We start from the raw sequence: 24,078 nt of genomic DNA on the forward strand, positions 1-24,078 counted from the left end.
TATATTTATAGATCCTCAAGAACTTGCATTTTATCAAGTATAAGTAGAATAGTATGTAAGGGTTTACATATTCATATTGTATGATTATTTAAGGAATCCGTCAATTTTCCACATTATTATATGACAAAATGTATTTTTTAAAAATGCAAAAATCTATGAGCAAGATGTTTGACTTCCTTTTTTAAAGTATATATACTTATATTAACCTTAGAAAAGAAAAAATGTTTGAACAGATATTCAATAATAATTACTTTTTTTAAAATTAAAATTCGAACTTTAAATTTTTATCTTTTTTATATTATTGAGTAACCTAAATTGCCCAATTTGTAAAATTTAGCTAGACAAAAAAAGACATCCAAGAGAAATTTCTTAAATGTCTGTAAACGTTGATATAAGCGTGTTGATTAACGTTTTGATAATTGTGATGCTTTACGAGCTTTCTTAAGACCTGGTTTGGAAAGTATGGGTTTCAATTGGACTAAAAACAGCGTAATTCCAAGGCTTTTCAGGACAGTATCTATTGATTAATTTCAAAAAATTTATATAAATTTTATTGAATGAGGGGAAATACAATGATATTACTTAAAAAGTTGACCTAAGAAAACATATTTTTGATTTGATCGTTAATTAAGTTAGTTGCTACACTTTTGATTATCTCTAAAGTCATAGGTAGAGCATTTTCTTTGATCTTATTTTTTGTCCGATTCCACATAGTATTTTCTCTTATTTTATCCAGAAAATCATGTCCCGCCCAAGTCAATGAACCTACACTAAAAGTATAAATTCTATCATCTCCATATGTAGGTGCAAAGCTATCTAAGAGGCCTGCATCAGCCAGTATTTTACAATGATAGGCAACTGTATCAAGATCAAATCCATCAATATTTAGATTATATAGCGACGTTGATCTATACTCTGCCTCAATCTTAAATAAAATCAATCGACATAAATCCATATTTCTTTCCATGGTGCTACCTCAACGCTGTACTTTTTCATATTTACAGTATATTATAGAAAGAAATAAAGATCCATCCTTAAAATACAATGTAAGAAAAAATTTTCCGAAAAATTCGTATTTTCCTGAATGTTTTGAATTTGAAACGATGAACAAACAAAAACAACCGGAAAAGAAACCGTTCCCGACTGGCTTCTTCTCTGGTTGTTTTTCATACTAACGATTTTTCCGACTTAATTGATAAGAGTACACCATAGGGATAACCACAATGGCGAGGATGACCAGCACCAAAACATAAGAAAGTGCGAATTGAAGTCCTGCTTCAAGTAGAAGGATCAAACCTCCGAGGACCCACAACTTCCCTGCCAAGCGATGGGTTTTGTGCCAGTTATCTTCACTCTGCAAAGTCCAAGGCAGACGTATTCCAACCGTGTGATTCACTTTTAGCTTCGGCATGTAATTGCCCATGATCACAAAGATGAGACCCAGCAACACCGAAACAAAAACTGATGGATTGGTAGTAGATCCTAGCGCCTTGCTATAGATGAGATAGGAGGTACTTAAGGAAACGATTGGGGTCAACCAGTAAATCGCTCTGATCATTTTCTCATTCATCGTGCGATTCTTAGGATCACGTCCGATCACGAAAATCATAAACAGATGCACCATGAGATCGAAAATAGGAAGACCAAACACAACCAGGGGTTTCGATTGGAAGTTATTGGCCTGGCCAGCAAAATTGAAGTGAATCGGGATTTGGTTAGGCAATTGCGACCAAATCATCAGCCCCCAAAGCATGGGGAAAAGGATCACCATAGAAGTTAATAGCAATAGTTTTTTATTCGTTTTCATCAGTAGAGTCTCCTTTCAAATCAACGAGCCAGACCATTAAATCCTCCAAGACAGAAGTATTGAGTTCATAGTAGATAAAATTCTTCTCTTTTTCCTCTCGAATTAAATCTGCCTGCTTGAGGAGGCTTAAATGATGGGAAATCGTCGCTCCTGCTACATCAAAGTGGCCAGCGATATCACCAGCAGATAATTTCCCCGCCTTTAGCAGTTCTAAGATACTTCTTCTTATCGGATTCGATAAAGCTTTAAATGTTTGCGCAAAATTCATTCTCTATCTCCTCTATTCTATTTAGAAATGTTTCTAAATAGATTCTAGTACTTTCGGATGGGTTTGTCAACTCTATTTAGAAAAAAATCTAAATAGTTTCTGTTGTAAAAAATTATCAGACCTAAGACCGATTCTTATAAACAGCGTCTTTTCTTAAGTTTTCTTTAAGAAATCAGCCTTATAATAAAACCATCAAATGAAGACCTCCTAACTTTGTTTGATAGAAAATCCTAAACTTTTTCATAATAATCTCCCTATAAGAGCCACCAAAACCGGTGGCTTTTTCTCTACGTACCTTTACGAGCATCAGCGAGTTTAGGTACGTTGACGCAGTTCGAACGACAGTGAGAACTACGATCTTTATTTCCTTAGCGAACGTTAGTGAGCTTAAGTACATTGACGCAGTTTAAGCAGAGCGGAAACTACATACTTTAAAAAGAAAAAGTTATTATAAATAAAAACACAGCTTATTTGTGATGCTAGCTAATGTATTTTCTCAGACTTCAGACCGATTCTTTCGATCAGCGCCTTTTCTTAAGTTTTCTTTAAGCAAACCGCCTTATAATAAAACCATCAAATAAAGACCTCCTAACTTTGTTTGATAGAAAATCCTAAACTTTTTCATAATAATCTCCCTATAAGAGCCACCAAAACCGGTGGCTTTTTCTATGGGAGTGAGACAGAACAATTTTATAAAATTGTTCGTTGTCTCACCCCCGCACAGTTGATTAGGTATTCTTTGGAGCTATAAGAGCGAACAAAGATACCAATCAACCACTGCGTTATGCAATTGTTACTAATCTATTTTTGTGAACCAGACCTAGTAAGGGCGTAGACGAACTTAGGTACGTTGACGCAGTTCGAACGCTAGTGAGAACTACGTTCCTTAGAATGGAATAAGTAATTTTACTGTTTGGAATGATGATTAATGCATTTTGTCAGACTTAAGACCTATTTTTTAAACACAACCTTTTCTTAAGATTTCTTTAAGCAAACCGCCTTATAATAAAACCATCAAATAAAGACCTCCTAACTTTGTTTGATAGAAAATCCTAAACTTTTTCATAATAATCTCCCTATAAGAGCCACCAAAACCGGTGGCTTTTTTCTACGTACCTTTACGAGCATTAGCGAGTTTAGGTACGTTGACGCAGTTCGAACGATAGTGAGAACTACGATCTTTAGGAAATTTAATGAGGTGAACTCAGAGAGTTCAACCGAATTTAGAGATATTGATGCGGTTTGAGCGAAGCGAAAACTACGTTCCTTAGTCCCTTAGCAAACGATCGTGAGAACGACGATCCTTCTCCTTCATTTGTACTAATACTCCAATTTATGCTCGATCTATGTTATAATGAAGAGAATTTTTGTCTGAGGAGGATTTATGAAAAAAACACATTCTACGCTATTCATCCCGGGCATCATTATGCTTGGGATTGTTTTACGAACACCATTTACTACGCTTCCGACGGTCTTGTCTGACATCGCTGCTGGTTTGGGGGTAGATGTGAGCTCTCTGGGACTATTGACTAGCTTACCACTTCTCACCTTTGCCATTTTCTCACCTTTTGCGATTCAATTTGCTAAAAAGTTGGGGATTGAGCGCCTCTTTTTCCTAGTTTTGATAGCGATTACGATTGGATCTGCCATTCGGATTATCAACCTCCCCTTCCTCTATCTGGGAACCATCTTGATTGGAGCTGGCATCGCCTTTCTCAATGTGCTGCTTCCAAGCCTGATTCAGGCGAACAGACCCCGCCAACTAGGCATTCTGACCACTTTGTACATCACTTCTATGGGGATGTCCACGGCGATCGCCTCTTCTGTCGCTGTTCCGATCACCAAAGCCACTTCTTGGCAAGGTTTGGTCAACATCTTGACAGCCTTGTGTGCTCTTGCTTTGGTCATCTGGATTCCTAACCTTCGCTACAACCACCGACTCAAAAAGGCTGCTACTACGGAATCTAGTAGCAAGTGGTATACCAATAAATATGTCTGGGCTATCATGATTTTCGGAGGATTGCAGTCACTACTTTTCTATACAAGTATGACTTGGCTTCCGACCATGGCTGTTCAAGCTGGCCTTTCAAAGGTTGAATCTGGACTACTTGCCTCCGTGTTTACCCTGATCAGTCTCCCATTCTCCTTGACGATCCCAAGTTTAACGACACGGTTATCCGATCGCAATCGACGCTTGATGCTTGCCATTGTTGTCGGAGCAGGGATTCTGGGAGTAGCCATGCTCTTAATCCCGACTAGCAACTTCTTCTACTGGCTGGTCATCAATGCCCTGATAGGAAGTTCCGTTAGTTCGCTCTTCCCTTACCTCATGGTCGCTTTCTCCATGAAATCCAGTACACCTGAAAAAACGGCTCAACTTTCCGGTCTTGCCCAAACAGGAGGCTACGTCTTTGCAGCCTTTGGTCCCATCCTCTTCGGCTACAGTAAATCTCTCTTCCACTCTTGGACACCTGCCATTCTTATGCTCCTGGTCTTAACCATTATCATGGCGATTGCCCTTTATCAGGTGGAAAAAGTCGATCATATTTTATAACCATTGTCCGGCTGGAAGATTCGTCTTCTGGCCTTTTTTGTGCATACAAAAAAGAACTAGGCACTTGTCCTAGTTCGAAGTTTTATTATCCGTTAAATGAGATATGTACGTGGTCGTTGTGGTTTGCTGTATCTCCACCACGGTCCGGCATTTGGTTCCATGTATTAGCTGGTCCGTAAATGTTATTTACTGGCATGTAGAATTGTTGTTTCCAGATAATATATGAGATACCTGCACGGTCCATGTTATCAATCGCATACTGTGCAACTTGATCTCCAAGCTCTGAATTTGTTGGAACCATCACGTCCACTGCAAGTCCTTTACCATGGTCTTCTGGATCCCCTTCACGGTAACCACCGATGTTTGTGATACCGAATTTCGCTGCAATTTCTTGACGGAAAGCTTCCGCTTGCGGTTGAAGATTTGGATCAGTTGGAATAGCATTACCAGTTGTTGGAGTTGATGCTACTGGTTGCACTTCAGGTGCTGCAGCAGTTTCTACTGCTGCTGGTTGTGCTGGAGCTTCTTCTGCTACTGGAGCAGATTGAGGAGCAGCTGGAGCTTCAGGAGTTGCTGGAGCTTCAGGAGCAGCAGCTGGGGCTGCTTCTTGATTTTGTACTTCAACATTGACAGCTGGAGCACCGTAGTTTGGTGTTTCTGGAACAGCTGGTTGTGCTGGTGTTTCTGCTGCTGGTACTTCAACTACAGGAGCTTCCGCTGGGGCTTCTTGAGTTTCCGCTGCTGGAGCTACTGGAACAGCTTTGTTATCTTCGTTTACTGGTTTAGACAAATCGTTGACAGCGACTGTTTGGTCATCAACTGTCACTTGGTTTGTTGTCAAGTCAGCACTTGCAACGGTTGCATCTGTCGCACCTGCTTGAGGAGTTTGGATTTCAACTGAAGTTACTTCTTTTTGATCATTTACTGTTGTTTTCAAAACAGTACCTGGGTAGATCAAATCCATGTTGCTGATGTTGTTCAAGTTTGCCAACACATGTACATCGATTCCAAGCGCTTCTGCGATCGAACTCAATGTATCACCATATTTGATGGTATAAGTTTGTTGGTTTTCACCGCTTTGTTGGATATCATGTTTGATTTCATCTACTGAGCGAGCTACCCAATCTTCAAGTGTTTCTGCAGTGGCTTTTGTAAATGGAATCACTGCAAGAGCTACTGTTGAAGCGATCAAGGCTTTCGTATTAACTTTTAATTTCATCTTTTATCCTCTTTTTTCTTTGTTTTTTTGCTCAAGATTTTCTTGGACAAATTAACTACTATACTATCTTATCACAATTTAAAAATAATAAAAGGCCTTTTTGGCTATTTAACAAAACTGTATTTTTCTTGTAACATTTCGTCTTTCTTGTCACATTGTTACAAACTAGTAACATAAAAAGAGGGTGGTGGAAGAAGAGTGCGAGGGCACAAAAAAAGCCTCATCAAGGAATGGTTTCTTAATGAGGCTCTTGTATTTTTTAAAGCAATTGAACACAGCTTTTTACGGCTTTGTATCTTGTGAATTGAACACGCCCTAAATGCTGGGTGAAAAACGCAAACTGTAATAGTACTAACTTCCAAAGGCACAGTAGCTGATTGGATTTTTCTCTCGCTTTAAGAGCTCGGAAAAATCCTAATCAGCCTTGTGGGGGCAGGACAACGAAGCATTCTATACAACAGTGCTTCTGTCCTGCTCCCTATTTTCCTTTGAGTCGCTTAACGGCTTTGTATCTTGATGTATCTTACTTCACCTTCATGATTCTGACGAGGTTGGCGCGTTCGGCTTCTTCGAGTTTCATTTCGATATAGTAGATGGTCTCTTTGAGGTCTGGGATAGTCGCATACTCCAGTCCGTTCACTCGACGGCGGGTTTTCTCGATTTCATCTGCCATGAGCTGGCAGCTTTTTTCGATTTCCGCTAACTTGAGCAAATCTGGGAGTAGATCCCCCATTTCTTGAATAGTGCTATCCATTTGACTGTTGGAGGCGAGGTAGCTATAAACCACGTCCCCTTCATCATCGCCGTATGGATTATCGATACGGGCATGGAGCTTGGGCACGCGCACACTCATGACATTTTCTTCCTCAATATGGAGCATCACTTCTCGAGTGGGAACAGCAAAGATTTCTTCTACCATGAGGTCGCTCTCTAAGGACTTGGCCATCACGAAATCTTGCATATTGCCCACCAGTGCTGCCTCCACCTTTTGGCGCAGACGATTATTCTCACGCACAGCTTCAATAAAGCGACGCATGAGTTCATCCCGCTTATCCTTGAGCAACTTGTGCCCCCGGGTTGCTGTCTTGAGGCGCTCTTTGAGAATATTAAGCTCCATCCGAGTTGGTTTTACATTTAATCGTGCCATAGGCTAATCCTCTTTGTTTGGCAGATACTTGTCAATCATCTCATCCTTGATCCGTTTAAGCTCTGTTCGTGGAAGGATGGATAAGAGTTCCCAACCGAGATCCAAACTTTCCTCAATCGTCCGATTGGTGGTAAAACCTTGATTGATGTATTCTTGCTCAAAGCGGTCTGTAAATTTAACATAGAGCTTGTCGGTATCTGACAAGGCAGACTCCCCAAGCACTACAGCTAGTTCTTTGGCTTGTTTCCCTTGCGCGTAAGCCGCAAAGAGCTGGTTCATAGTCGCCGCATGGTCTTCCCGAGTCTTGCCTTCACCAGAACCCTTGTCCTTCAAACGAGAAAGGGATGGAAGAACATTGATCGGTGGGCGGTAACCACTATTGTAGAGATCGCGGGACAGAATAATCTGGCCTTCTGTGATGTAGCCTGTCAAGTCAGGGATGGGGTGGGTGATGTCATCTTCTGGCATGGAGAGGATCGGAATTTGGGTCACAGATCCTTTCTTTCCAACCAAGCGTCCTGCACGTTCGTAGAGGGTTGAGAGGTTGGTATAAAGATACCCTGGATAGCCCCGACGTCCTGGAACCTCCCGGCGGGCAGCGGAGACTTCCCGAAGGGCTTCACAGTAGTTGGTCATATCCGTCATAATAACCAAGACGTGCATGTCTTTTTCATAGGCCAAATATTCGGCGGCTGTCAAGGCGATCCGAGGAGTGGCAATCCGCTCAATAGCTGGGTCATTGGCTAGGTTGATGAAGAGGACAGAGCGGTCAATGGCCCCTGTCTCCCGAAGATCGTTCATAAAGAACTCGGCTTCTTCAAAGGTAATTCCCATAGCCGCAAAGACCACGGCGAAGTTTTCTTCCGAATTAAGAACCGTCGCTTGACGAGCAATCTGAGCTGCCAATTCCTTGTGAGGAAGACCAGAACCTGAGAATACTGGGAGTTTTTGGCCCCGAACTAGGGTATTCAAATGGTCAATGGCTGAGATCCCTGTCTGGATAAATTCATCTGGATAGTCCCGTGAAACAGGGTTGATGGCTTGTCCATCAATGTCCAAGTACTTCTCTGGGATAATCTCTGGACCGCCATCGATGGGTTTGCCCATCCCGTTAAAGATGCGTCCCACCATGTCTTCAGACACAGGAAGTTCTAGGGGACGTCCGGTAAAGCGGACTTTGGCTTTTTCTAAGTTGATCCCGCTAGATCCTTCAAAGAGCTGGACCATGGCCTTGTCTTCTTGGACTTCGAGGACTTGTCCCTGACGGGTCGTTCCGTCATGGAGCTTGATTTCTACCAATTCATTGTAGTGAACTCCTTCGACCTGATCGACAATCATCAAGGGGCCAACAACTTCGCTGACAGTACGGTATTCTTTAATCACGCTCATTGTCTACTCCTCCTTTTGCGACGATTTGGTGTAGGGTTTCTACGATTTCTTCTTTCAGGGCTTGAATGGTTGCCAACTGGTCCTCATGGATGAACTTGCTACGGGCAATGCGGTCTCGAAGAGCCACGGTTCCTTCCATGATTTCTGTGAAGTAAGCCCCTAATTCTAGTGCTTTTTGACTTTCTTGGTCAAAGGTCAAAATGTTGGTCAACAAGGCCACCTGCTTGCTGAAAGAAGTATAGGTATCGACCTCATCAAAGGCATTTTGTTGCAGGTAGTCTTCACGGATCATCTTGGCCGCATTCATGGTCAAGCGGTCTTTTTCAGACAAGGAATCTAGACCAACCAAGCGGACGATTTCTTGCAATTCACTTTCCTTTTGAAGCAAGTTCATAGCGCGTGTCACTTTTTCAGACCAGCTGATTTGTTCATGTAGATCGATATATTGGCCCACCTCATCTTGGTAAAGAGAATAAGAACTCAACCAGTTGATGGCTGGGAAGTGTCGTCGTTGCGCCAACTGAGCATCTAGTCCCCAGAAGACCTTGACGATCCGCAGGGTGTTTTGGGTCACCGGCTCTGAGATATCTCCACCCGGAGGAGAAACGGCACCAATCGCCGTAATAGAGCCTTCACGCGCAGTGGTTCCGAGTGTCTTGACTCGACCGGCCCGTTCGTAGTACTCAGCAATCCGGCTACCAAGGTAGGCCGGGTAGCCTTCATCCCCTGGCATTTCTTCTAGACGACCAGACATTTCACGAAGAGCTTCTGCCCAGCGCGATGTAGAATCGGCCATGATGGCAACGGAATAGCCCATATCACGGAAATATTCCGCAATGGTGATCCCTGTATAGATGGACGCTTCCCGCGCCGCTACTGGCATGTTCGAAGTGTTGGCGATCAGAACGGTCCGTTGCATGATGGATTGACCAGTTGTTGGATCGATCAATTCGGGAAATTCATTCAGAACGTCCGTCATTTCGTTTCCACGTTCCCCACAACCCACGTAGATCACGATGTCTACGTTGGCAAACTTGGCCACCTGGTGTTGCACAACGGTCTTTCCAGCTCCGAAAGGACCAGGAACAGCTGCAGCTCCACCTTTTGTTACAGGGAAGAAGGTATCAATAACCCGTTGACCGGTAACCAAAGGCTCTTCCGGAATCAGTTTTTGTGCAAAGGGACGGCCTCGACGAACCGGCCATTTTTGCATCAGACTTCCAGTAAAGAGGCTACCATCTGCCTGCTCGATCTCATAGACCGGCTCTTCTACTGTGTAAGAACCTGCTGCGATCTTGGTCACACGTCCACTGACACCGAACGGTACCATGATGCGGTGTTCCACCATATTGGTCTCCTGAACGGTACCAACGATGTCTCCTGCGACTACCTCAGTTCCTTCTGCTACACTTGGTTCGAAGGTCCATTTGGTGTCACGATCTAGATTAGGAACTTGCACCCCACGAACGAGGAAGTCACTGGCGGTGACTTCTTGGAAACGTTCCAAGGGGCGTTGGATCCCGTCAAACATCTGAGAGATCAAGCCTGGTCCCAACTCGACAGAAAGGGGAGCTCCAGTTGTTACCACTGGTTCTCCTGGACCGACTCCAGATGTTTCTTCGTATACTTGGATAGAGGCTTCATCCCGCCGCATCTCAATAATTTCGCCAATCAAACCAAGATCGCCAACCCGGCAAATATCTTGGATATTGGCCTCCTGCATCCCTGATGCAACCACCAAGGGACCGGAAACTTTGATAATTTTTCCTTGAGTCATGTATTCCTCCTGGGAATCCTTTGTTTCTTTGTTTTACTTTTGTGCTATCTCTCTTAGAGATTGCTTTTGTTGGCCATTGGCATCGAAATTAGTTGGATCCAACCAGGCTTCGAAGCGCTCTTTGATTGCTGGCCATTCTTGGTCAATGATAGACAACCAGTCTGTATCGCGGGTACGACCTTTATAAACAACAGCCTGACGGAAACAGCCTTCATAGGTGAATCCCAAGCGCTCAGCTGCTTTGCGAGATGCTTGGTTTAAGGCATCGCATTTCCACTCATAGCGGCGGTAGCCTAAATCTTCAAACACGTAGCGCGCTAACAGATACTGGGCTTCCGTAGCCATGCGTGTCTTTTGGAGCGCTGGTGAATAGGTCACTGCTCCAACTTCGATCACCCGGTTGGCTTGATCGATCCGCATAAGAGAGAAAGTCCCCAAAGCCTTGCCTGAATCTTTGTCTACAATCGCATAGTAAAAGCGACCTTGGGCTGTCATGAGATCATCTAATAAGTGGTCCCACTCCTCCTCATTGCGGGCAGGGCCTTTGAACAGAAAGGTCCACATAGCTGCTGGAGAGTCCGGCCCGTAGACCTGATAAAGATCTGCTCCATGTTTTTCTTTTGAGAGGCGCTCGATCACAGTATAGCGACCTTCGATCCGCTCAATAGCTGGCAGACGCCCCGGTGTAAAATCCGGCAGTGCATCGCCAATCGCTTGGCCAAATTCATTTGTTCTCATAAAATATCCTGTCCTACTGCTTTTTCGACATTATCACGAATCCGCTGTTGGCCCAGTCCCGTAGTTCCTCTATGGGTCGGGATAAGGATCAGAGCCGGAGTCAGCTGCTGGTCGTAAAAAGCCACTGTATCTGGAATAGCCTGAGCAATATCCTCTGTCAGGTAGATAATCCCGAAGTTTTCCCGACTGAGTTTTCGCAGGGTATTGATCGCTTCTTGTGGCTCTGTGACCGGATAGGTTTGAAAGCCAATCAGGCGAAAAGGAAGGATGGCGTCCCGATTGCCCACAACGGCGATCTTATAGGTCTGTTTGTCCATAAATCGGTCTCATCCTTTCTTTGATGTCTGCTAGCGGAAAACCATTGTCCAAACCAGAGAGGACCAAACGAAGGTTGGTCACCTCTAACTCTTTTCCGTAAAGATAACGAACAAGAGGGAGTGGTCCATCAACTTCAAAACGGCCAGCGTCTAGAAGACTGAATTTCACCAAACTCTCTAAATACTCCAACTCTACGGTCTTTAGTTGACCGGTGCGCATCTTTTCTTCATAAGTCTCTAAAGCGAGATCGTACTCTAGCGGATTGACTTGATAAAACCAGGTCAACCACTGACCGGATTCTAGCAGGTCGATCACCTGATGGGCACTGAGGCTCCCTTCATCTGAGAGCAATTGGTGCATAAAGCTATGCGGTTTTTGCTGATCCAAGGCCCGCTTAACTGTAATCGCATTGTAAAAGTCAATGGTCACGTCCACCAACTGCTTCAGAATCGGATGATCTAGGCTGTCCCCTAAGCATCTCAGGTGTTTAAAATAAGCTAAGTCCATCCCGATTTCGAGGACCCGCAAGTCCTGATAGTCTTGGAATTCTTGCCAGGTTGCAGCCACTTCTTCCGCCATAAAGGCCGGACAATGCTCCGCAGAAAAGGTCGCCACCAAATGCTCGAGCACATCAAGAGAATAAGGACCGATAGGGATCAATAAGTGCCCCAACTTGCGCTCTGTCGCCTTGTGTTTTAGATAAACCTTGAGATTATGATAGGTGTACTTCAAGGTAAAAAGGCTAACCAGGTCTGACTGAGGGCTTACCTCAAAAGCCCATTGGTATTCTGCCAACAAGGCTGCCATCAGACGGGCTTCAAGGACTGATAAATCCTTGATCTCCTGGCTATCTAAAGCATAAGGTGTCCCTTGTAGCAAGCCTTCTCGGCTCTCGCTTGAGGGACTTGCAAGCAACTGCTCAAACTGACTGGGACTGACAAAACTAGCCTCACGTACGCTGATTCCTGTATTGACTTGAGAATAGGTCCGTTCGCTCATTGCAACCTCCTAGTTCTCTTCATCTGTGAAAATGCTGGCTGCCATCTGGTAGCTTTCTTGCTCCCAAATGGAATCCACCAAATCAAAGTAGAGATAGTTGTCATCAATCTTCCCAACCGACAGGACAAAGCCTGCTTGAGCTGGGATCGTTGCATCTGCAACTGTCACATTCTGATGCGTCTGCTTCAATCTCTCAAGAGCTGCTGAATCAAATTTAGCAGCGCTCACCGCCCCAAAGGTCAGGGTCACAACTTGTCCCTGATAGCGCTCTAAGACCGCATCTACAAACTGCATTTCCTTTTCAAGGGGCCAAGCCACCATCGCTTCATAAGCATCTGCAAAGAGATCCTTTAAGACTCGTTGCTTGGTGACAAGGGTGGATTGGCGTTTTTTATTTTCGATTTGTTGGGTTTCACGTTGCAATTGACGTTGAATCCGCTTGAGCTGCTCGGAGCGTTGATTAAGTTTGTCTTGGATCAAACGCTCTTCTTGCGCAGTCTCTTCTTTTAGGATGGTTTCCTTGGCCTCTTCTAAGAGTTTACGCCCTTTTTCGTGGGCTTGGGCCAAGATCGAATCCTTTAATTGGGTTTGTTCATCCATATCGTTTTTTCTCCTATTGCATGCGTCTTGTGTTTTTCGCCTCGTAAGGCGAATCCATCAAAGCTAGCTCTTAGCCGACGCGTAGGGTCAATAGGAAGGACACAACGAAGGCCAAGATGGCGTAAGTTTCAACCATGGCCGCAAGGATAACCCCTTTCATCATGTCTTCAGGGCGTTTGGCTAAGATTTGCATCCCTGCTGTCGCAACATTTCCTTGGTGTTTTGCTGAGAAATAACCAACGATCGCAACTGGAAGAGCTGTAAAGAAGTAAGCAACCCCTGTTTCAAGTGGCATATCTGGCTTAATTTGCAACCAGATCAAGATCCCGATAACGAAACCGTACAAACCTTGTGTACCTGGCAACAATTGCAAAATCAAGGCTTGGGCAAATTTCTCAGGTTGTTCTTTCAAGAGCGCTGCTGCTGCTTGACCCGTTTTACCAACCCCAAGGGCAGATCCCATTCCACTAAGTGCAACGGCGATCGCCACACCAAATGCTGCAAAGAAGGCGCCCCCATGGGCTGAAAAATATGATGCTAAAGATTCCATGAATATACTCCTATTTATTAAAGATAATACTTATTTTTTTGTTTTAATATAGCGTTCAGAAGGTTTGAGAGGACGAAATGGCTTGCCTCCTCCTTCGTAGAACTTACCGAAGAACTCCACAAAGATCAGACGGGCTCCATGCACATATCCCGACAAGAAGGACAGGAACATATTAATGGCATGTAGGACGATAAAGAGCACAAGCCCTACCGTAAACCGTCCAAGCGGTGGAAAGAGATTGACAATGAGGTTGAAGGCCGAACCGATACTCGCTCCAGACAAGCCCAAAGCCATCAAACGGGTGAAGCTGACTAAGTCTCCAACATAGCCACTAACATTGTAGAGGTTAAAGAGACCAGAGGCTAAGCCGGACAGCTTCTTGGCACTGACAATGGAAACAATCAAGATCCCAATGGCATTCAAAATAGCCAGCCACTTGCCAATCGGAACTAAAATGCTCATCCCTGGCAAGATATTGCCTACTGCTAGAAGCATTAAACCAAGTAGGATCAAGACCCAAGCAAAGCCAGCATTATAGGCTTCCGTGTAGTCTTTGAGGCGAACATTTTTCATTCCTCCTAGGAAGAGGCCCACTAAGACGGTGATAAAACCAAAGACCACTGAGAGGATCAGGATGGTCATGGCGTTGCTGGTCGTACTGATCAAGGCAAAAGGCATCTCAAATCCAAAGAAAGAGCCATAGACCACACCCCAAAGGGCAACTGAAATTCCGAGGAGGCTGAAGAAACGAAGGTTCTTGGCTGTACTAGGCTTGAGCTTAAAGGCTTTAAGGGCAAAGCCTGTCGCCACCGTTAGCAACAGTCCATAACCGATATCTGCGACCATCATGCCAAAGAAAACAAAGTAGAAGAGAGAAACGATCGGTGTCGGATCTTTCTCGTAATACTTAGGCAGGGCGTACATCTCTGTGACTAATTCAAAGGGCTCTACCAAGGCATTATTTCGCAACTGGATCGGAACGTCATCCCAATCTTTTTCCGTTACATCTCGTGTCTCTAGTAAGATCCGAGAACCAAAACCTTCTTGCAAGAAGTCTCGCAATGAGGCCACTTGGGAGGTTTCAATCCACCCCTCTAGAGCTACCAAGCTTTGCGTGCTGGCAAGAAGCGACTTGGCTTCCTCCCGAGCTCCCGAACTCAGCAAGTAATCCATCTGGTACTTGAGCTGGTCCAACTCATTCTGGGAGTTTTGCAACTCTGCTAGGGTTGCTGCAACTACAGCTTCTTGCTCTTTGATTTCCCCTTCTAGGCGATCCAAGTAGACGGCCGGGACCTGCTCTTCTTCATAGCCCAATTCTTTGAACCCATGGTCTTCTAGAAGCTCCTGAACAGCTACACGATCTCCCGAACGATACAAGATGATATAGCCGTGTTCGGTTTCAGACGTAAAGACTTCTTCTAGCTCCAGCTCAGGATGAGCTTTTAAGGAAGAACGAACAGCGTCTGTATCGCTATTTGGGATGGTCCCGATCAAGCCATGCACATAGTGAAAATTAGCGAGAGCAGCTGGCGTTACCTCTAACGGTCGCCATTTTTCTAAGCGCTCTATCTCTCCCTTTGCATCCGCAATCTTCTGCCGGGCCTTGTCTAACACACGCAATTGGCGTTTCAACTTGGTCAATAGAAGATCCTCGTCTCGAATCATCCCGTGGGCCTGCAAGTCATCAAAAGACAAGCTTAAGGGTTCTTCCTTCAGAGCTTGCAGGGCCTTCTTCTCAGGCATATAGGGCTCTAGAGTCTGAATCATTTTTTCAACTTGTTCTTGACGTTTTTGCAGCTCTACCAAGGCTTGACGATTGTCCTCTGTCAAGGGTTGAGACAAGGTCTTTGCCTCAAAAGCAGCCTGCCACTCTTCATGCTCACTAAGGTCATAAATCTGGATTTTTGCCTCAGACTGTAGCGCTAGTAGGAGACTGTCCAAGTCATCTTTAGGCAAGATGAGGGACAGTTTTTGCATCTGACTAACGGCCATAGCTTGCTACCACCTTTTCTACAATGGCTTCAACTAACCCAGCTCGCTTGTCGGTCATCGCCTGTTGTACCTTGGCATCATTGCGCGCAACCGTTTCTTCCAGATCTTTCGTTAAACGGACGAGTCTTTCCTGGGCGTTTTTTTCTGCCTCTGTGACCAATTGCTTGGTTTCCTCATCGTAATGCTGTGCCACTGTTGCAAGGCGATCGCGCGAATCCGTTCGGATTTGTTCAACTTGAGCTTCATAACCTACGATCACGCCCTGAGCAGCTTGCTCGATCTCTTGCATCATCTCGAGTGTTGCATTCGACATCGTCACACCTCCTTATTCAACTATTGTTCTTCCAACAACAGTACAATTATCTTAAATTATACCACAATTCATATCGTTTGTTCAGGCCCAACCGGGAATTTTCAGAAAATTTTGGACAACCAACAAGCCCCTACTGCCAAGATTGGTAGCGTTCTCTTCTTTTCTTATATCCTGTTCCTAGTTTCAGTATTTCTTGATTTCTTTTACTTGAATAAAGCGGTTACCCATGTTATAATGTGTAATATATTATAGGAGCATCCTGTTATTTCATCTCGCGAGAAAGGAGGATTGCTGTGAAACAAGATCAAGATTTACGCGCCATTATCGCCAGCCATGAAGCTGAGTTAACAGATATGGAACGCGACATTGCCCAATATTTTTTATCATCCGAAGCACGACAGCACTCCCTGTCCTCTTCTCGTGTAACGGAGTTACTCCATGTCTCAAAGGCAGCTTTGACGCGTTTCTCTCAAAAATGTGGCTTCACTGGCTATCGGGAATTTATCTATCACTTTAACGAAGAAACCAAAAATCAAAAACAGGTGCAAGTGCATGACGAACTCACTCTCAGCGTCTTGCAACGCTACCACCATATCAGTAACGTCACTGAAAGTCTGGTAAAAGATTCCCAATTAGATCGGGTAGCTGAACTAATCGATCAAGTAGACCGAGTCTATTTCTTCGGGATCGGTAGTTCCGGTTTAGTCGCCCGAGAAATGAAATTGCGCTTTATGCGACTGGGCGTCGTTTGTGAAGCTCTGACTGATCAAGATGGCTTTGCTTGGACGACCAGTATTCTCGATTCCTCTTGTTTAGTCATCGGTTTCTCATTGTCAGGAGGCACCAACTCCATTACAGACAGTCTCCTGGACGCCAAAGAAAAAGGGGCTAAAACGGTTCTTGTGACTGCTAACCCGGCTGCCATCCACCAAGGATTCACAGAAGTGTTACCGGCCACACCTCTTCCTAGTAGTACCTATATCGATCGAATCTCTGCTATTTTACCACTCCTCATTGTGGTCGATTTGATCTATGCTCACTTTCTTAATAAAAGTCGAGAACAAAAGGAAATTGTCTTTAATAGTTACTGGGAAAACAAAAAACTTTCTAGTCAACGTTCTCGAAAATCTTAATATGGTCTCCCTATTTAAAAAGCATGAAAGATCAGATTTTCTTCATCTTTCATGCTTTTTTTGATGAATCAAAAACAAGTCGCCAACGCGACTTGTTTTATGTTCCATGTTTTTGTCTAAAGTGGTAGTAGGCCCCCAACATACCCGCAGCGTTTTGATGGTGGGCAAACTCCAAACGAATCTTATCTGCTAGGCTAGGAACCAGTTCGGCACACAGGGCTTGATAGATTTTAGGTTTCAGGATGGCTTCCTGAGCCATAATTCCCCCTCCAAGAACGATGACCTCTGGATTGACCACATAGGCGATATTGGCCAGTCCTTTTCCGAGATAGGCCACCATTCGATCAATTCCAGCCATACAGATTTTATCTCCTTCAGTTGCCTGCTTGAAGATCCGGCGACCATTCCACTGTTCCACAGGATCACCATGATGTTCTGCCACATACTCGACCAAAGCCGTCGTTGAAGCTAGATCCTGAAAGGCACCGTCTGGCAAATGAAGATAGCCAACCTCACAGGCTGAATTGCTAAAACCATGAAAGACCTGACCATCAAGCAAGAGGCAACCGCCGATCCCTGTTCCAATCGTCAAGCAAACAGCATTGTTCGAACCTTTTGCATGACCTGTAGTGACCTCTGCGAGACCGGCACAGTTGACATCATTTTCAATCTCGCAAGAGATCTGAAAGGTCTCTTCGATTTCCTTTTTGAATTGGGTGCCTGCATAGTTGGGAATTTGCGGACCAGCATAAAAGATTTCTCCCTTATCAGGATCGACCATTCCGGCCGAAGAAATCGCAACCCCTGCCAAGGGATGCTTCTTCAAATAACGGGCTACGATTTCCTTTGTTGTGTTAAGAATGTGAGGTCCTCCTTTTTGGGCCTCCGTTGGCATTTCATGGGTCTCTAGGAGTTGCCCTTTTGCATCGGCTAGACCATACTTGATACTGGTCCCTCCGATATCAATTACAACATATGGATTCATCTAGACCTCCTTTGATCAAAGGAATCTGGCTTTTGTGTCCTGAATGAGTTGAGCAGCACGTTGAATCACTTCTTGATCCGCTTCTACTACTGGCGTCAAAGGGGAGCGAACAGATCCCAAGTCCAAACCTTCATTGATGCGCAAAACCGCTTTGATGACCGCATACATATTGCCATGAGCAGATGTCAAGACTCCAATAATATCATTGATGGCAAACTGCAAGGCACGCGCAGTCTCCAAGTCTTTCTCAGCAATCAGCTGATTGAGCTTCAAGAAAAGTTCTGGCATCGCACCATAGGTGCCACCGATCCCAGCATGCGCTCCCATGAGACGGCCACCTAAGAATTGTTCATCCGGACCATTAAAGACGATGTGGTCGTCGCCTCCTAAAGAAGCAAAGGTTTGAATGTCCTGAACAGGCATCGAAGAATTCTTGACCCCAATCACCCGTGGGTTTTTCAACATTTCCTTGTAAAGGCTCGGTGTCAAAGCGACCCCTGCCAATTGCGGGATATTGTAGATGACAAAGTCTGTATTGGGTGCGGCTGCACTGATTTCATTCCAGTAGTGGGCCACACTGTATTCTGGCAAGCGGAAATAGATCGGTGGAATGGCCGCAATGGCATCCACTCCTAGTTCTTCCGCATGTCGTGCCAATTCCACGCTATCCTTGGTGTTGTTGCAGGCTACGTGAGCAATGATGGTCAATTTCCCTTTAGCTACTGCCATCACTTCTTCTAGAATCAGCTTGCGATCGGCCACGCTCTGGTAAATGCATTCGCCAGAGGATCCGTTGACATACAAGCCCTGCACATCTTTCGCGATAAAATATTCTACCAGCGCACGTACCCGCTCCGGGCTAATTTCTCCTTGGTCATCATAGCAGGCGTAAAAAGCGGGGATGACTCCTTCATATTTTTTTAAATCTGACATTTTTTCTCCTTTTGTCACTAATAAATTCATTTTATTCTTGGTACTGGGCGAAAATCTTTTCCATTAATCCAACTTGTGCAAAAGCCAAGCTTGAAAAGCCGAACAAGAAAAAGATCATAAGCCCCAATAGGAAAGCTAAAACTGAGCTTGCAAGAGCCATACATAGAAGCAAGAGAGCACTTCCCATGACGAAGAACCAAGGAAAATGCAAGCCTGTCACAATCATGGCTTTTTGCAAACACTCTTTCCAATCCAATTGGTAGCGGGCCGCAATAGGATAAGCAGCCAATAAGATCAACACAAGAAAGAGAAAGAGGCCTAAACAAATGGTTTTCAAAGCTTGGAAAGCTAGGGAAGTTTGCCCCCAAAATAAGAATAAATCAAAGAGACAAATACCTGCAACAATCAGTTCTAAACTTCCTAGTTGCAAGCCTATTTTCCAATTGTCCCGAAAAGCCTTCGCATAACTACGAATCACCGGAACTCGACGCTGGTGCTTAATGGCAAATAAGGTCTGATACAAACTAATTTTCGCAATTCCAATCGTGAGAACTGGTAAACAACTTAGCACAAATAAAAGATTAACGGTTACCAAGTCGAGGACCTTCTCACTGATACGCATCACTACATTGTCCGTGTTAAAAACGGTTTTGATCAATCCTGCTCCCTTAGATGACATAGGCACTCCTTTCTAACGTGATCAATCGATCGCAATTTTAAATAGATATTTTTTCACGATATCTTCTTGCCCTGCATAGCCATTGGGCTGGTGAGGTTCCCCTGGAAAGAAAATCGCAAAATTATGATAGCCTAGATGAAGCGGATAAGACTCCTGGCAATGGACAAAACCGATGTCCGATGCTTCATCAAATGCGATAGCCTCACCTGTCACACGAGATCCATAACTCGAAAACTCATGCCCTTCTACTAATAAATGCAAATCGGCATATCTTTTGTGGTGTTCAAAGCGATCATTTTCTGCTTTGTTGAGGGTATTTTCTTGAACGACGAGAAAGACCTTATCCCCATCAATATCGTATCTCCCCAATTCAAAAGAATCCTTCCGATGCTCATAGAGAAAGTCAATGGCCTGATCTAGATTGGGGTGGATTCCTTTGTAAAAGGTGATGTTTTTTAAATCATCAAATATCATATTCTCATCCTTTCGATACTTCTCAGCCTAGAAAACCGATCTGTACACAACTATCGTTTGTCCAAGCGGACGACTTATCCTTTGACCGCTCCCATGGTAATCCCTTGTGTGAAGGATTTTTGGAAAACCAGGAAGACCGTAACGATTGGCACTGCAGCTAGGGCTGCCCCAGCCATGATCAAGCCATAGTTTGTGGCCATTTCAGCCTGCATGGTCGCAACCCCTAGTGAAATAGTCAAGTTTTGACGAGAGGTCAGCATTACCAATTGCATAAAGTAGTCGTTCCAGGTGTTGATAAAGGTAAAGATGGCAAGGGCTGCAAATCCTGGCTTGACAATTGGGAAGGCAACGCTCCAGAAAGTCCGCAACTCTCCACAACCATCGATCTTAGCAGATTCTAAGAGTTCTGTTGGGATGTTTTCACTAAATTGCTTCATCAAGAAGACCCCGAATGGCCATCCAACCAATGGTAGAATAACCGCTGCAAGGGTATCATGGATTCCCATAAAGTTAATAATCCGTACCAATGGAACTAAGACAACTTGTTTCGGAAGGGCCATAGCTGCAATGAAGATGGCAAAGAGAATTCGTTGCCCATAGAAGCGTTTCTTAGCCAAGACATAACCCGCCAAAGAAGAGGTCATACATACCAAAAGCATGGTTGCAAGGGAAATAAAGACACTGTTCCACAGCCATTGTAGAGCTGGGTTTTGTACCATCAACTGTTGGAAATTTTCCATGGTTGGTGTCTTTGGCCACCACTGAGGTGGGATCATAATCGTATCCGGTTGAGACTTGAAAGCTCCTGTTAAAATCCAATAGAAAGGGAAAATGAACAAGATTGTCAAAAGGAGCAAAATGATGGTTGAAATCACTGTAAAGGCAGTGATGGGTTTCTTTTGTGTTGGTTTCATCTGAGGCTCCTTTCTTTAGTATTCTACGTCGTTTCCGAGGATCTTGAATTGCGCAAAACTGATAATGGCAATCATCACCGCAAGGAAGACACCCATGGTGTTGGCATAACCGTATTCAGAGAGTTTAAAGGCTTTTTCATAGAGGTAGTACATAAGGGTACTCGTTGAGTAGTTAGGACCACCGGATGTCAACAATTGGATCAAGGCGAAACATTGGAAAGAGTTAATGGTCGTAATGATGGCAATGTACAAAGTTGTTGGCAACAAGCTTGGCCATTTGATCTTCCAGAAAACTTGAAATTCTGTCGCACCATCCACACGCGCGGCTTCTACGAGAGAATTATCAATATTTCCCATAGCAGCGATGTAGAGGATGATCGGTTGACCAACTGAAGTGGTCAACAAAATAATGATGATGGCCATCAAAGCCCAGTGTTTGTCCCCCAACCAAGAAATGTTTTGGTTGATGACATGTCCAGATTTCAATACAAAGTTCAAAATCCCTGATAGTGGATCATAGATCCATTTCCATACAACCGTTACCGCTACACTCCCTGTAACAACTGGAAGGAAGAAGACGAAACGATAGAAGGAACGCGCAATCGCATTTTGATGGTAGGTCTGAGAAGCCACAAACAAGGAGAACAATACGACGATCGGAACCGATCCGATAACGATGATGACAGTATTGATCAAGGACTTCACAAAGACCTTATCCGCAAACATGCGGGAATAATTTTCTAAACCGACAAACTTAAAGGATGTCATAGAATAGTTGAAGAAACTTGTCACAAAGCCCATAATCATGGGTGCTAGGACAAAGACTGTAAAGAAGATTAAAATGGGTGCTAGGAATGCGTAGGAAACGAGTGTCTCCCTCATTCGGATTTTGTTTACCTTCACAGTAAGGCACCTCCTAGTGTTCTTTTTCTATTTTCTTTTCTAAACATATCTTACGACTTAAGAAAAGAAGATCCAGAAAGAATGAAGACCCCTTCGTTCCATTCCAAAAAGAGAAATACGGATTCGAAGAGGCCTGCAAATTCTCGTTTCTATGAAAGACTTAGGTCTGCTTCATAGACTGATTATTTTTTCGTAATGGTTTCGTTTGCTTTTTCAGTAAAGGTCTTCAAAGCTGGTTCTGCTTTTTCATCCCCGTTTGAAACAGATTGCAACATTGGGAACCATAGGGTCCGCATTTCTGCAAAACCGTTGATCGTGTTGTAGTATGGTGAGTAGTATTTTGTCCAAGTGCTGATGGTTTCCATCCGTTTGTCATCGTACAACTTACCAAATGAACTACGAACTGGGAAGGCTCCTGTACGCACAACATCTTTTGGTCCCCATTCTTTGTCGTCTGCGATGAACTGTACAAATTTCTTAGCAGCAGCAATTTTCTTTTCATCTTTATTATTGAAGACTGCAAATCCATTGACAAGGTATTCCAATTTTGGCTTGCCTGAGTCAGATGGGAATGGCACTTCTACTACTTCGACCTTACTTGCATCCAACAATTTAGCTTGGATACCGTTTTGTGAAGGCGCCCACAAGATAGTGTAAGAAGTTTGACCATTCGCAAAGTTTTGGATGTCTGCTCCACCATCGAATTGAGAACCATTCATCATCAAGCCGTCATCGATCCATTTAGAAGCTTTTTCCAAACCTTTGACAAATTTTGGATCATCTGTTGTATACTTGGTTACTTTTTCATCAGTAACAGAACCGCCATAAAGGTTGGCAATGAAGGCACGAGTTCCTTGGTCTCCACCTTGACCGTTACTGAAGAGTGATCCTGGTGTGTAACCTTTGTCTTTCAAAGCTTTCAATACTTTTTCAAAGTCGTCTGTTGTCCAGCCTTCTTTGACAAGATCCAACACGCCTGCATCTTTGAGCATCTTCTTATTCATCGCCATGTAGAATGGTGCTGAACTAATTGGATACATGTAAGCTGTGTCGCCTGCCTTGCTGGCTTGAATGATATTTTCATTATTGACATCTTTGACAAAATCTTCGGTAAAGAGATCGTTCAAATCAGCCAATTTTCCATTTTTACCATACTGAATGATCCGTCCAGGTGCATCAAAGAGCACATCTGGAGCAGTTCCTGCTTCAATAGCCGTTGTGATCTTTTCAGGACCTGACTTGAAGTCAATCGTTTCCAAATTCACGTGGATATCTGGATTTGCTTTTTCAAAAGCTGCAATAATTGATTTTTCGTAGGTTCCGACACCATCTTCTGCTTTTTCTTGAGTAAAGACTGGGAAGGCCCACCAAGTGATTTCTGTTTTACCAGAATTTCCACCAGAAGATTCTGATTTTGATCCTCCGCTAGAGCCACAAGCTGCGAGTGCTAGAAGAGCTGCACCAGCTACCAACGAGCACAATACTTTTTTCATTTTCATGTGATTTCTCCTCACAATTTACGGTAAGATTACTCTTACAGGGGGTTATCCTCAATGAGGACGCCTATTCTTGTTCATGTTTCAGATTCGACTACTCTCTATTCGGTCTCCTCCTCCTTCAATCTACTGTTTTGTTTTCTCATTTTAAGGCTGCGACGAAGCGCTCTGTAATCTCTTTTGGTCGAGTAATGGCGCCACCTACGACGATACCACGAACACCGAGATCATGGATTTTCTTGGCCTGATCAGGGTAGTGGATCTTGCCTTCTGCGATGACATCTACTCCTGCTTGGCAGAGACGATGAATCAGTTCAAAATCTGGACCATCAACCTTTGGACTGTAGTCCGTATAGCCCGAAAGGGTCGTTCCGACAAAGTCCACGCCCGCTTCGACAGCTGTCAATCCTTCTTCCAGAGTAGAGATATCAGCCATCAAGAGTTGATCTGGATATTTCTCTTTGACTTGATGGATAAAGTCACTAATCGAAAGTCCATCATGACGCGGACGTTTGGTACAATCAAGCGCAATGACCGCGATATCCAAAGCTGCCAGCTCATCGACTTCTTTCATAGTAGCCGTGATAAAGGGTTCTTCAGGTGGGTAATCACGTTTGATAATCCCAATAATTGGTAACTTGGTCACTTCCTTGATTTCCTTGATATCCCGGACACTATTGGCTCGGATTCCGACAGCTCCACCCTGTTCAGCCGCTTTGACCAAGAGAGGAATGACTCCTCCTGCTTCTGTATAGAGCGGTTCATGAGGGAGAGCTTGACAAGAAACAATGATGCCGTCTTTGATTTGTTCAATCAGTTCATCTTTTGTAATCTTTGACATAACTCCTTCTCCTTTGATAATAAGGCAACTCGAGTACTTGTAAATTGAT

At 44.1% G+C, this 24,078-nt stretch carries 24 protein-coding genes and 1 pseudogene; 2 read left to right on the top strand and 23 right to left on the bottom strand.

The annotated features are described in order from the left end of the window. Nucleotides 1-404: 404 nt before the first annotated feature. The 4 genes and pseudogenes from I2F76_RS10725 to I2F76_RS09095 form a co-directional block, all read right to left on the bottom strand. Nucleotides 405-512, bottom strand: a pseudogene (locus I2F76_RS10725) (30S ribosomal protein S9); the annotation flags it as partial. An 83-nt stretch (nucleotides 513-595) separates the two neighbouring features. After that, on the bottom strand, nucleotides 596-967 hold the full coding sequence (locus tag I2F76_RS09085) for a DUF2513 domain-containing protein (RefSeq protein WP_037615446.1): 372 nt from the start codon (nucleotides 965-967) through the stop codon (nucleotides 596-598). Between the two features lie 204 nt (nucleotides 968-1,171). Beyond that, on the bottom strand, nucleotides 1,172-1,807 hold the full coding sequence (locus tag I2F76_RS09090; protein WP_061455895.1) for an SdpI family protein: 636 nt from the start codon (nucleotides 1,805-1,807) through the stop codon (nucleotides 1,172-1,174). Next, nucleotides 1,794-2,075 carry an autorepressor SdpR family transcription factor gene (locus I2F76_RS09095; protein ID WP_003009465.1) on the bottom strand — a complete coding sequence of 94 codons (282 nt, stop codon included), beginning with the start codon at nucleotides 2,073-2,075 and terminating at the stop codon, nucleotides 1,794-1,796. Before I2F76_RS09095 ends, I2F76_RS09090 begins: the two co-directional genes overlap by 14 nt. A 1,384-nt stretch (nucleotides 2,076-3,459) precedes the next feature. On the opposite strand from I2F76_RS09095, the gene I2F76_RS09100 reads away from it, so the two are divergent. Then, nucleotides 3,460-4,629, top strand: coding sequence for a CynX/NimT family MFS transporter (locus I2F76_RS09100; RefSeq protein WP_195487708.1), 1,170 nt, complete (start codon nucleotides 3,460-3,462; stop codon nucleotides 4,627-4,629). An 85-nt stretch (nucleotides 4,630-4,714) separates the two neighbouring features. Here the strand turns inward: I2F76_RS09100 and I2F76_RS09105 are convergent, their stop codons facing one another. The 11 genes from I2F76_RS09105 to I2F76_RS09155 all read right to left on the bottom strand — a co-directional run bounded on the left by I2F76_RS09105 (nucleotide 4,715) and on the right by I2F76_RS09155 (nucleotide 15,671). Further along, nucleotides 4,715-5,848: a M23 family metallopeptidase gene (locus I2F76_RS09105; protein ID WP_070586611.1), complete on the bottom strand. Its 1,134-nt coding sequence runs from the start codon at nucleotides 5,846-5,848 to the stop codon at nucleotides 4,715-4,717. 523 nt (nucleotides 5,849-6,371) lie between these two features. Then, on the bottom strand, nucleotides 6,372-6,995 hold the full coding sequence (locus tag I2F76_RS09110; protein ID WP_003002380.1) for a V-type ATP synthase subunit D: 624 nt from the start codon (nucleotides 6,993-6,995) through the stop codon (nucleotides 6,372-6,374). Between the two features lie 3 nt (nucleotides 6,996-6,998). Further along, nucleotides 6,999-8,384, bottom strand: a complete 1,386-nt coding sequence (locus tag I2F76_RS09115) for a V-type ATP synthase subunit B (protein ID WP_003002370.1) — start codon at nucleotides 8,382-8,384, stop codon at nucleotides 6,999-7,001. Further along, complete coding sequence (locus I2F76_RS09120) at nucleotides 8,371-10,161, bottom strand: V-type ATP synthase subunit A (protein WP_195487709.1); 1,791 nt, start codon at nucleotides 10,159-10,161, stop codon at nucleotides 8,371-8,373. Before I2F76_RS09120 ends, I2F76_RS09115 begins: the two co-directional genes overlap by 14 nt. A gap of 33 nt (nucleotides 10,162-10,194) precedes the next feature. Beyond that, on the bottom strand, nucleotides 10,195-10,899 hold the full coding sequence (locus tag I2F76_RS09125) for a GNAT family N-acetyltransferase (protein ID WP_195487710.1): 705 nt from the start codon (nucleotides 10,897-10,899) through the stop codon (nucleotides 10,195-10,197). After that, entirely contained in the window at nucleotides 10,896-11,216 is a 321-nt protein-coding gene (locus tag I2F76_RS09130; RefSeq protein ID WP_003009443.1) for a V-type ATP synthase subunit F, read from the bottom strand. Before I2F76_RS09130 ends, I2F76_RS09125 begins: the two co-directional genes overlap by 4 nt. Continuing rightward, nucleotides 11,197-12,216, bottom strand: a complete 1,020-nt coding sequence (locus I2F76_RS09135; RefSeq protein WP_195487711.1) for a V-type ATPase subunit — start codon at nucleotides 12,214-12,216, stop codon at nucleotides 11,197-11,199. Before I2F76_RS09135 ends, I2F76_RS09130 begins: the two co-directional genes overlap by 20 nt. Nucleotides 12,217-12,225: 9 nt before the next feature. Further along, nucleotides 12,226-12,816, bottom strand: a complete 591-nt coding sequence (locus I2F76_RS09140) for a hypothetical protein (protein ID WP_070675926.1) — start codon at nucleotides 12,814-12,816, stop codon at nucleotides 12,226-12,228. A 70-nt stretch (nucleotides 12,817-12,886) separates the two neighbouring features. Beyond that, the gene (locus tag I2F76_RS09145) at nucleotides 12,887-13,366 is read right to left on the bottom strand and encodes a V-type ATP synthase subunit K (protein ID WP_003009435.1); all 480 of its coding nucleotides are present in this window, start codon (nucleotides 13,364-13,366) and stop codon (nucleotides 12,887-12,889) included. A gap of 30 nt (nucleotides 13,367-13,396) precedes the next feature. Continuing rightward, nucleotides 13,397-15,358 carry a V-type ATP synthase subunit I gene (locus I2F76_RS09150; protein WP_195487712.1) on the bottom strand — a complete coding sequence of 654 codons (1,962 nt, stop codon included), beginning with the start codon at nucleotides 15,356-15,358 and terminating at the stop codon, nucleotides 13,397-13,399. Continuing rightward, nucleotides 15,348-15,671, bottom strand: a complete 324-nt coding sequence (locus I2F76_RS09155; RefSeq protein ID WP_003009429.1) for a hypothetical protein — start codon at nucleotides 15,669-15,671, stop codon at nucleotides 15,348-15,350. Before I2F76_RS09155 ends, I2F76_RS09150 begins: the two co-directional genes overlap by 11 nt. Before the next feature lie 293 nt (nucleotides 15,672-15,964). On the opposite strand from I2F76_RS09155, the gene I2F76_RS09160 reads away from it, so the two are divergent. Further along, nucleotides 15,965-16,804, top strand: a complete 840-nt coding sequence (locus I2F76_RS09160; RefSeq protein WP_195487713.1) for a MurR/RpiR family transcriptional regulator — start codon at nucleotides 15,965-15,967, stop codon at nucleotides 16,802-16,804. Between the two features lie 97 nt (nucleotides 16,805-16,901). Here I2F76_RS09160 and I2F76_RS09165 read toward each other — a convergent pair whose 3' ends face one another. From I2F76_RS09165 to I2F76_RS09200, 8 genes are all read right to left on the bottom strand, one after another. Then, a complete protein-coding gene (locus tag I2F76_RS09165) occupies nucleotides 16,902-17,789 on the bottom strand; it encodes an ROK family protein (protein ID WP_195487714.1) in 888 nt (295 codons plus the stop codon). Between the two features lie 15 nt (nucleotides 17,790-17,804). Next, the gene (locus I2F76_RS09170) at nucleotides 17,805-18,722 is read right to left on the bottom strand and encodes a dihydrodipicolinate synthase family protein (protein WP_195487715.1); all 918 of its coding nucleotides are present in this window, start codon (nucleotides 18,720-18,722) and stop codon (nucleotides 17,805-17,807) included. Between the two features lie 31 nt (nucleotides 18,723-18,753). Next, complete coding sequence (locus I2F76_RS09175) at nucleotides 18,754-19,401, bottom strand: YesL family protein (RefSeq protein WP_003009419.1); 648 nt, start codon at nucleotides 19,399-19,401, stop codon at nucleotides 18,754-18,756. Between the two features lie 21 nt (nucleotides 19,402-19,422). Next, nucleotides 19,423-19,875 (bottom strand): YhcH/YjgK/YiaL family protein, encoded by a 453-nt coding sequence (locus I2F76_RS09180; RefSeq protein ID WP_003015325.1) that lies wholly within the window; start codon nucleotides 19,873-19,875, stop codon nucleotides 19,423-19,425. Nucleotides 19,876-19,949: 74 nt separating this feature from the next. After that, the gene (locus I2F76_RS09185) at nucleotides 19,950-20,789 is read right to left on the bottom strand and encodes a carbohydrate ABC transporter permease (RefSeq protein ID WP_009731989.1); all 840 of its coding nucleotides are present in this window, start codon (nucleotides 20,787-20,789) and stop codon (nucleotides 19,950-19,952) included. A gap of 15 nt (nucleotides 20,790-20,804) precedes the next feature. Next, nucleotides 20,805-21,692, bottom strand: a complete 888-nt coding sequence (locus tag I2F76_RS09190) for a carbohydrate ABC transporter permease (protein WP_003009412.1) — start codon at nucleotides 21,690-21,692, stop codon at nucleotides 20,805-20,807. Between the two features lie 182 nt (nucleotides 21,693-21,874). After that, on the bottom strand, nucleotides 21,875-23,191 hold the full coding sequence (locus I2F76_RS09195) for an extracellular solute-binding protein (protein ID WP_031572788.1): 1,317 nt from the start codon (nucleotides 23,189-23,191) through the stop codon (nucleotides 21,875-21,877). Between the two features lie 139 nt (nucleotides 23,192-23,330). Then, nucleotides 23,331-24,029, bottom strand: a complete 699-nt coding sequence (locus tag I2F76_RS09200; protein ID WP_003015341.1) for an N-acetylmannosamine-6-phosphate 2-epimerase — start codon at nucleotides 24,027-24,029, stop codon at nucleotides 23,331-23,333. Nucleotides 24,030-24,078 lie beyond the last annotated feature (49 nt).

The organism is Streptococcus parasanguinis, assembly GCF_015557775.1.
Classification (GTDB): domain Bacteria; phylum Bacillota; class Bacilli; order Lactobacillales; family Streptococcaceae; genus Streptococcus; species Streptococcus parasanguinis_AA.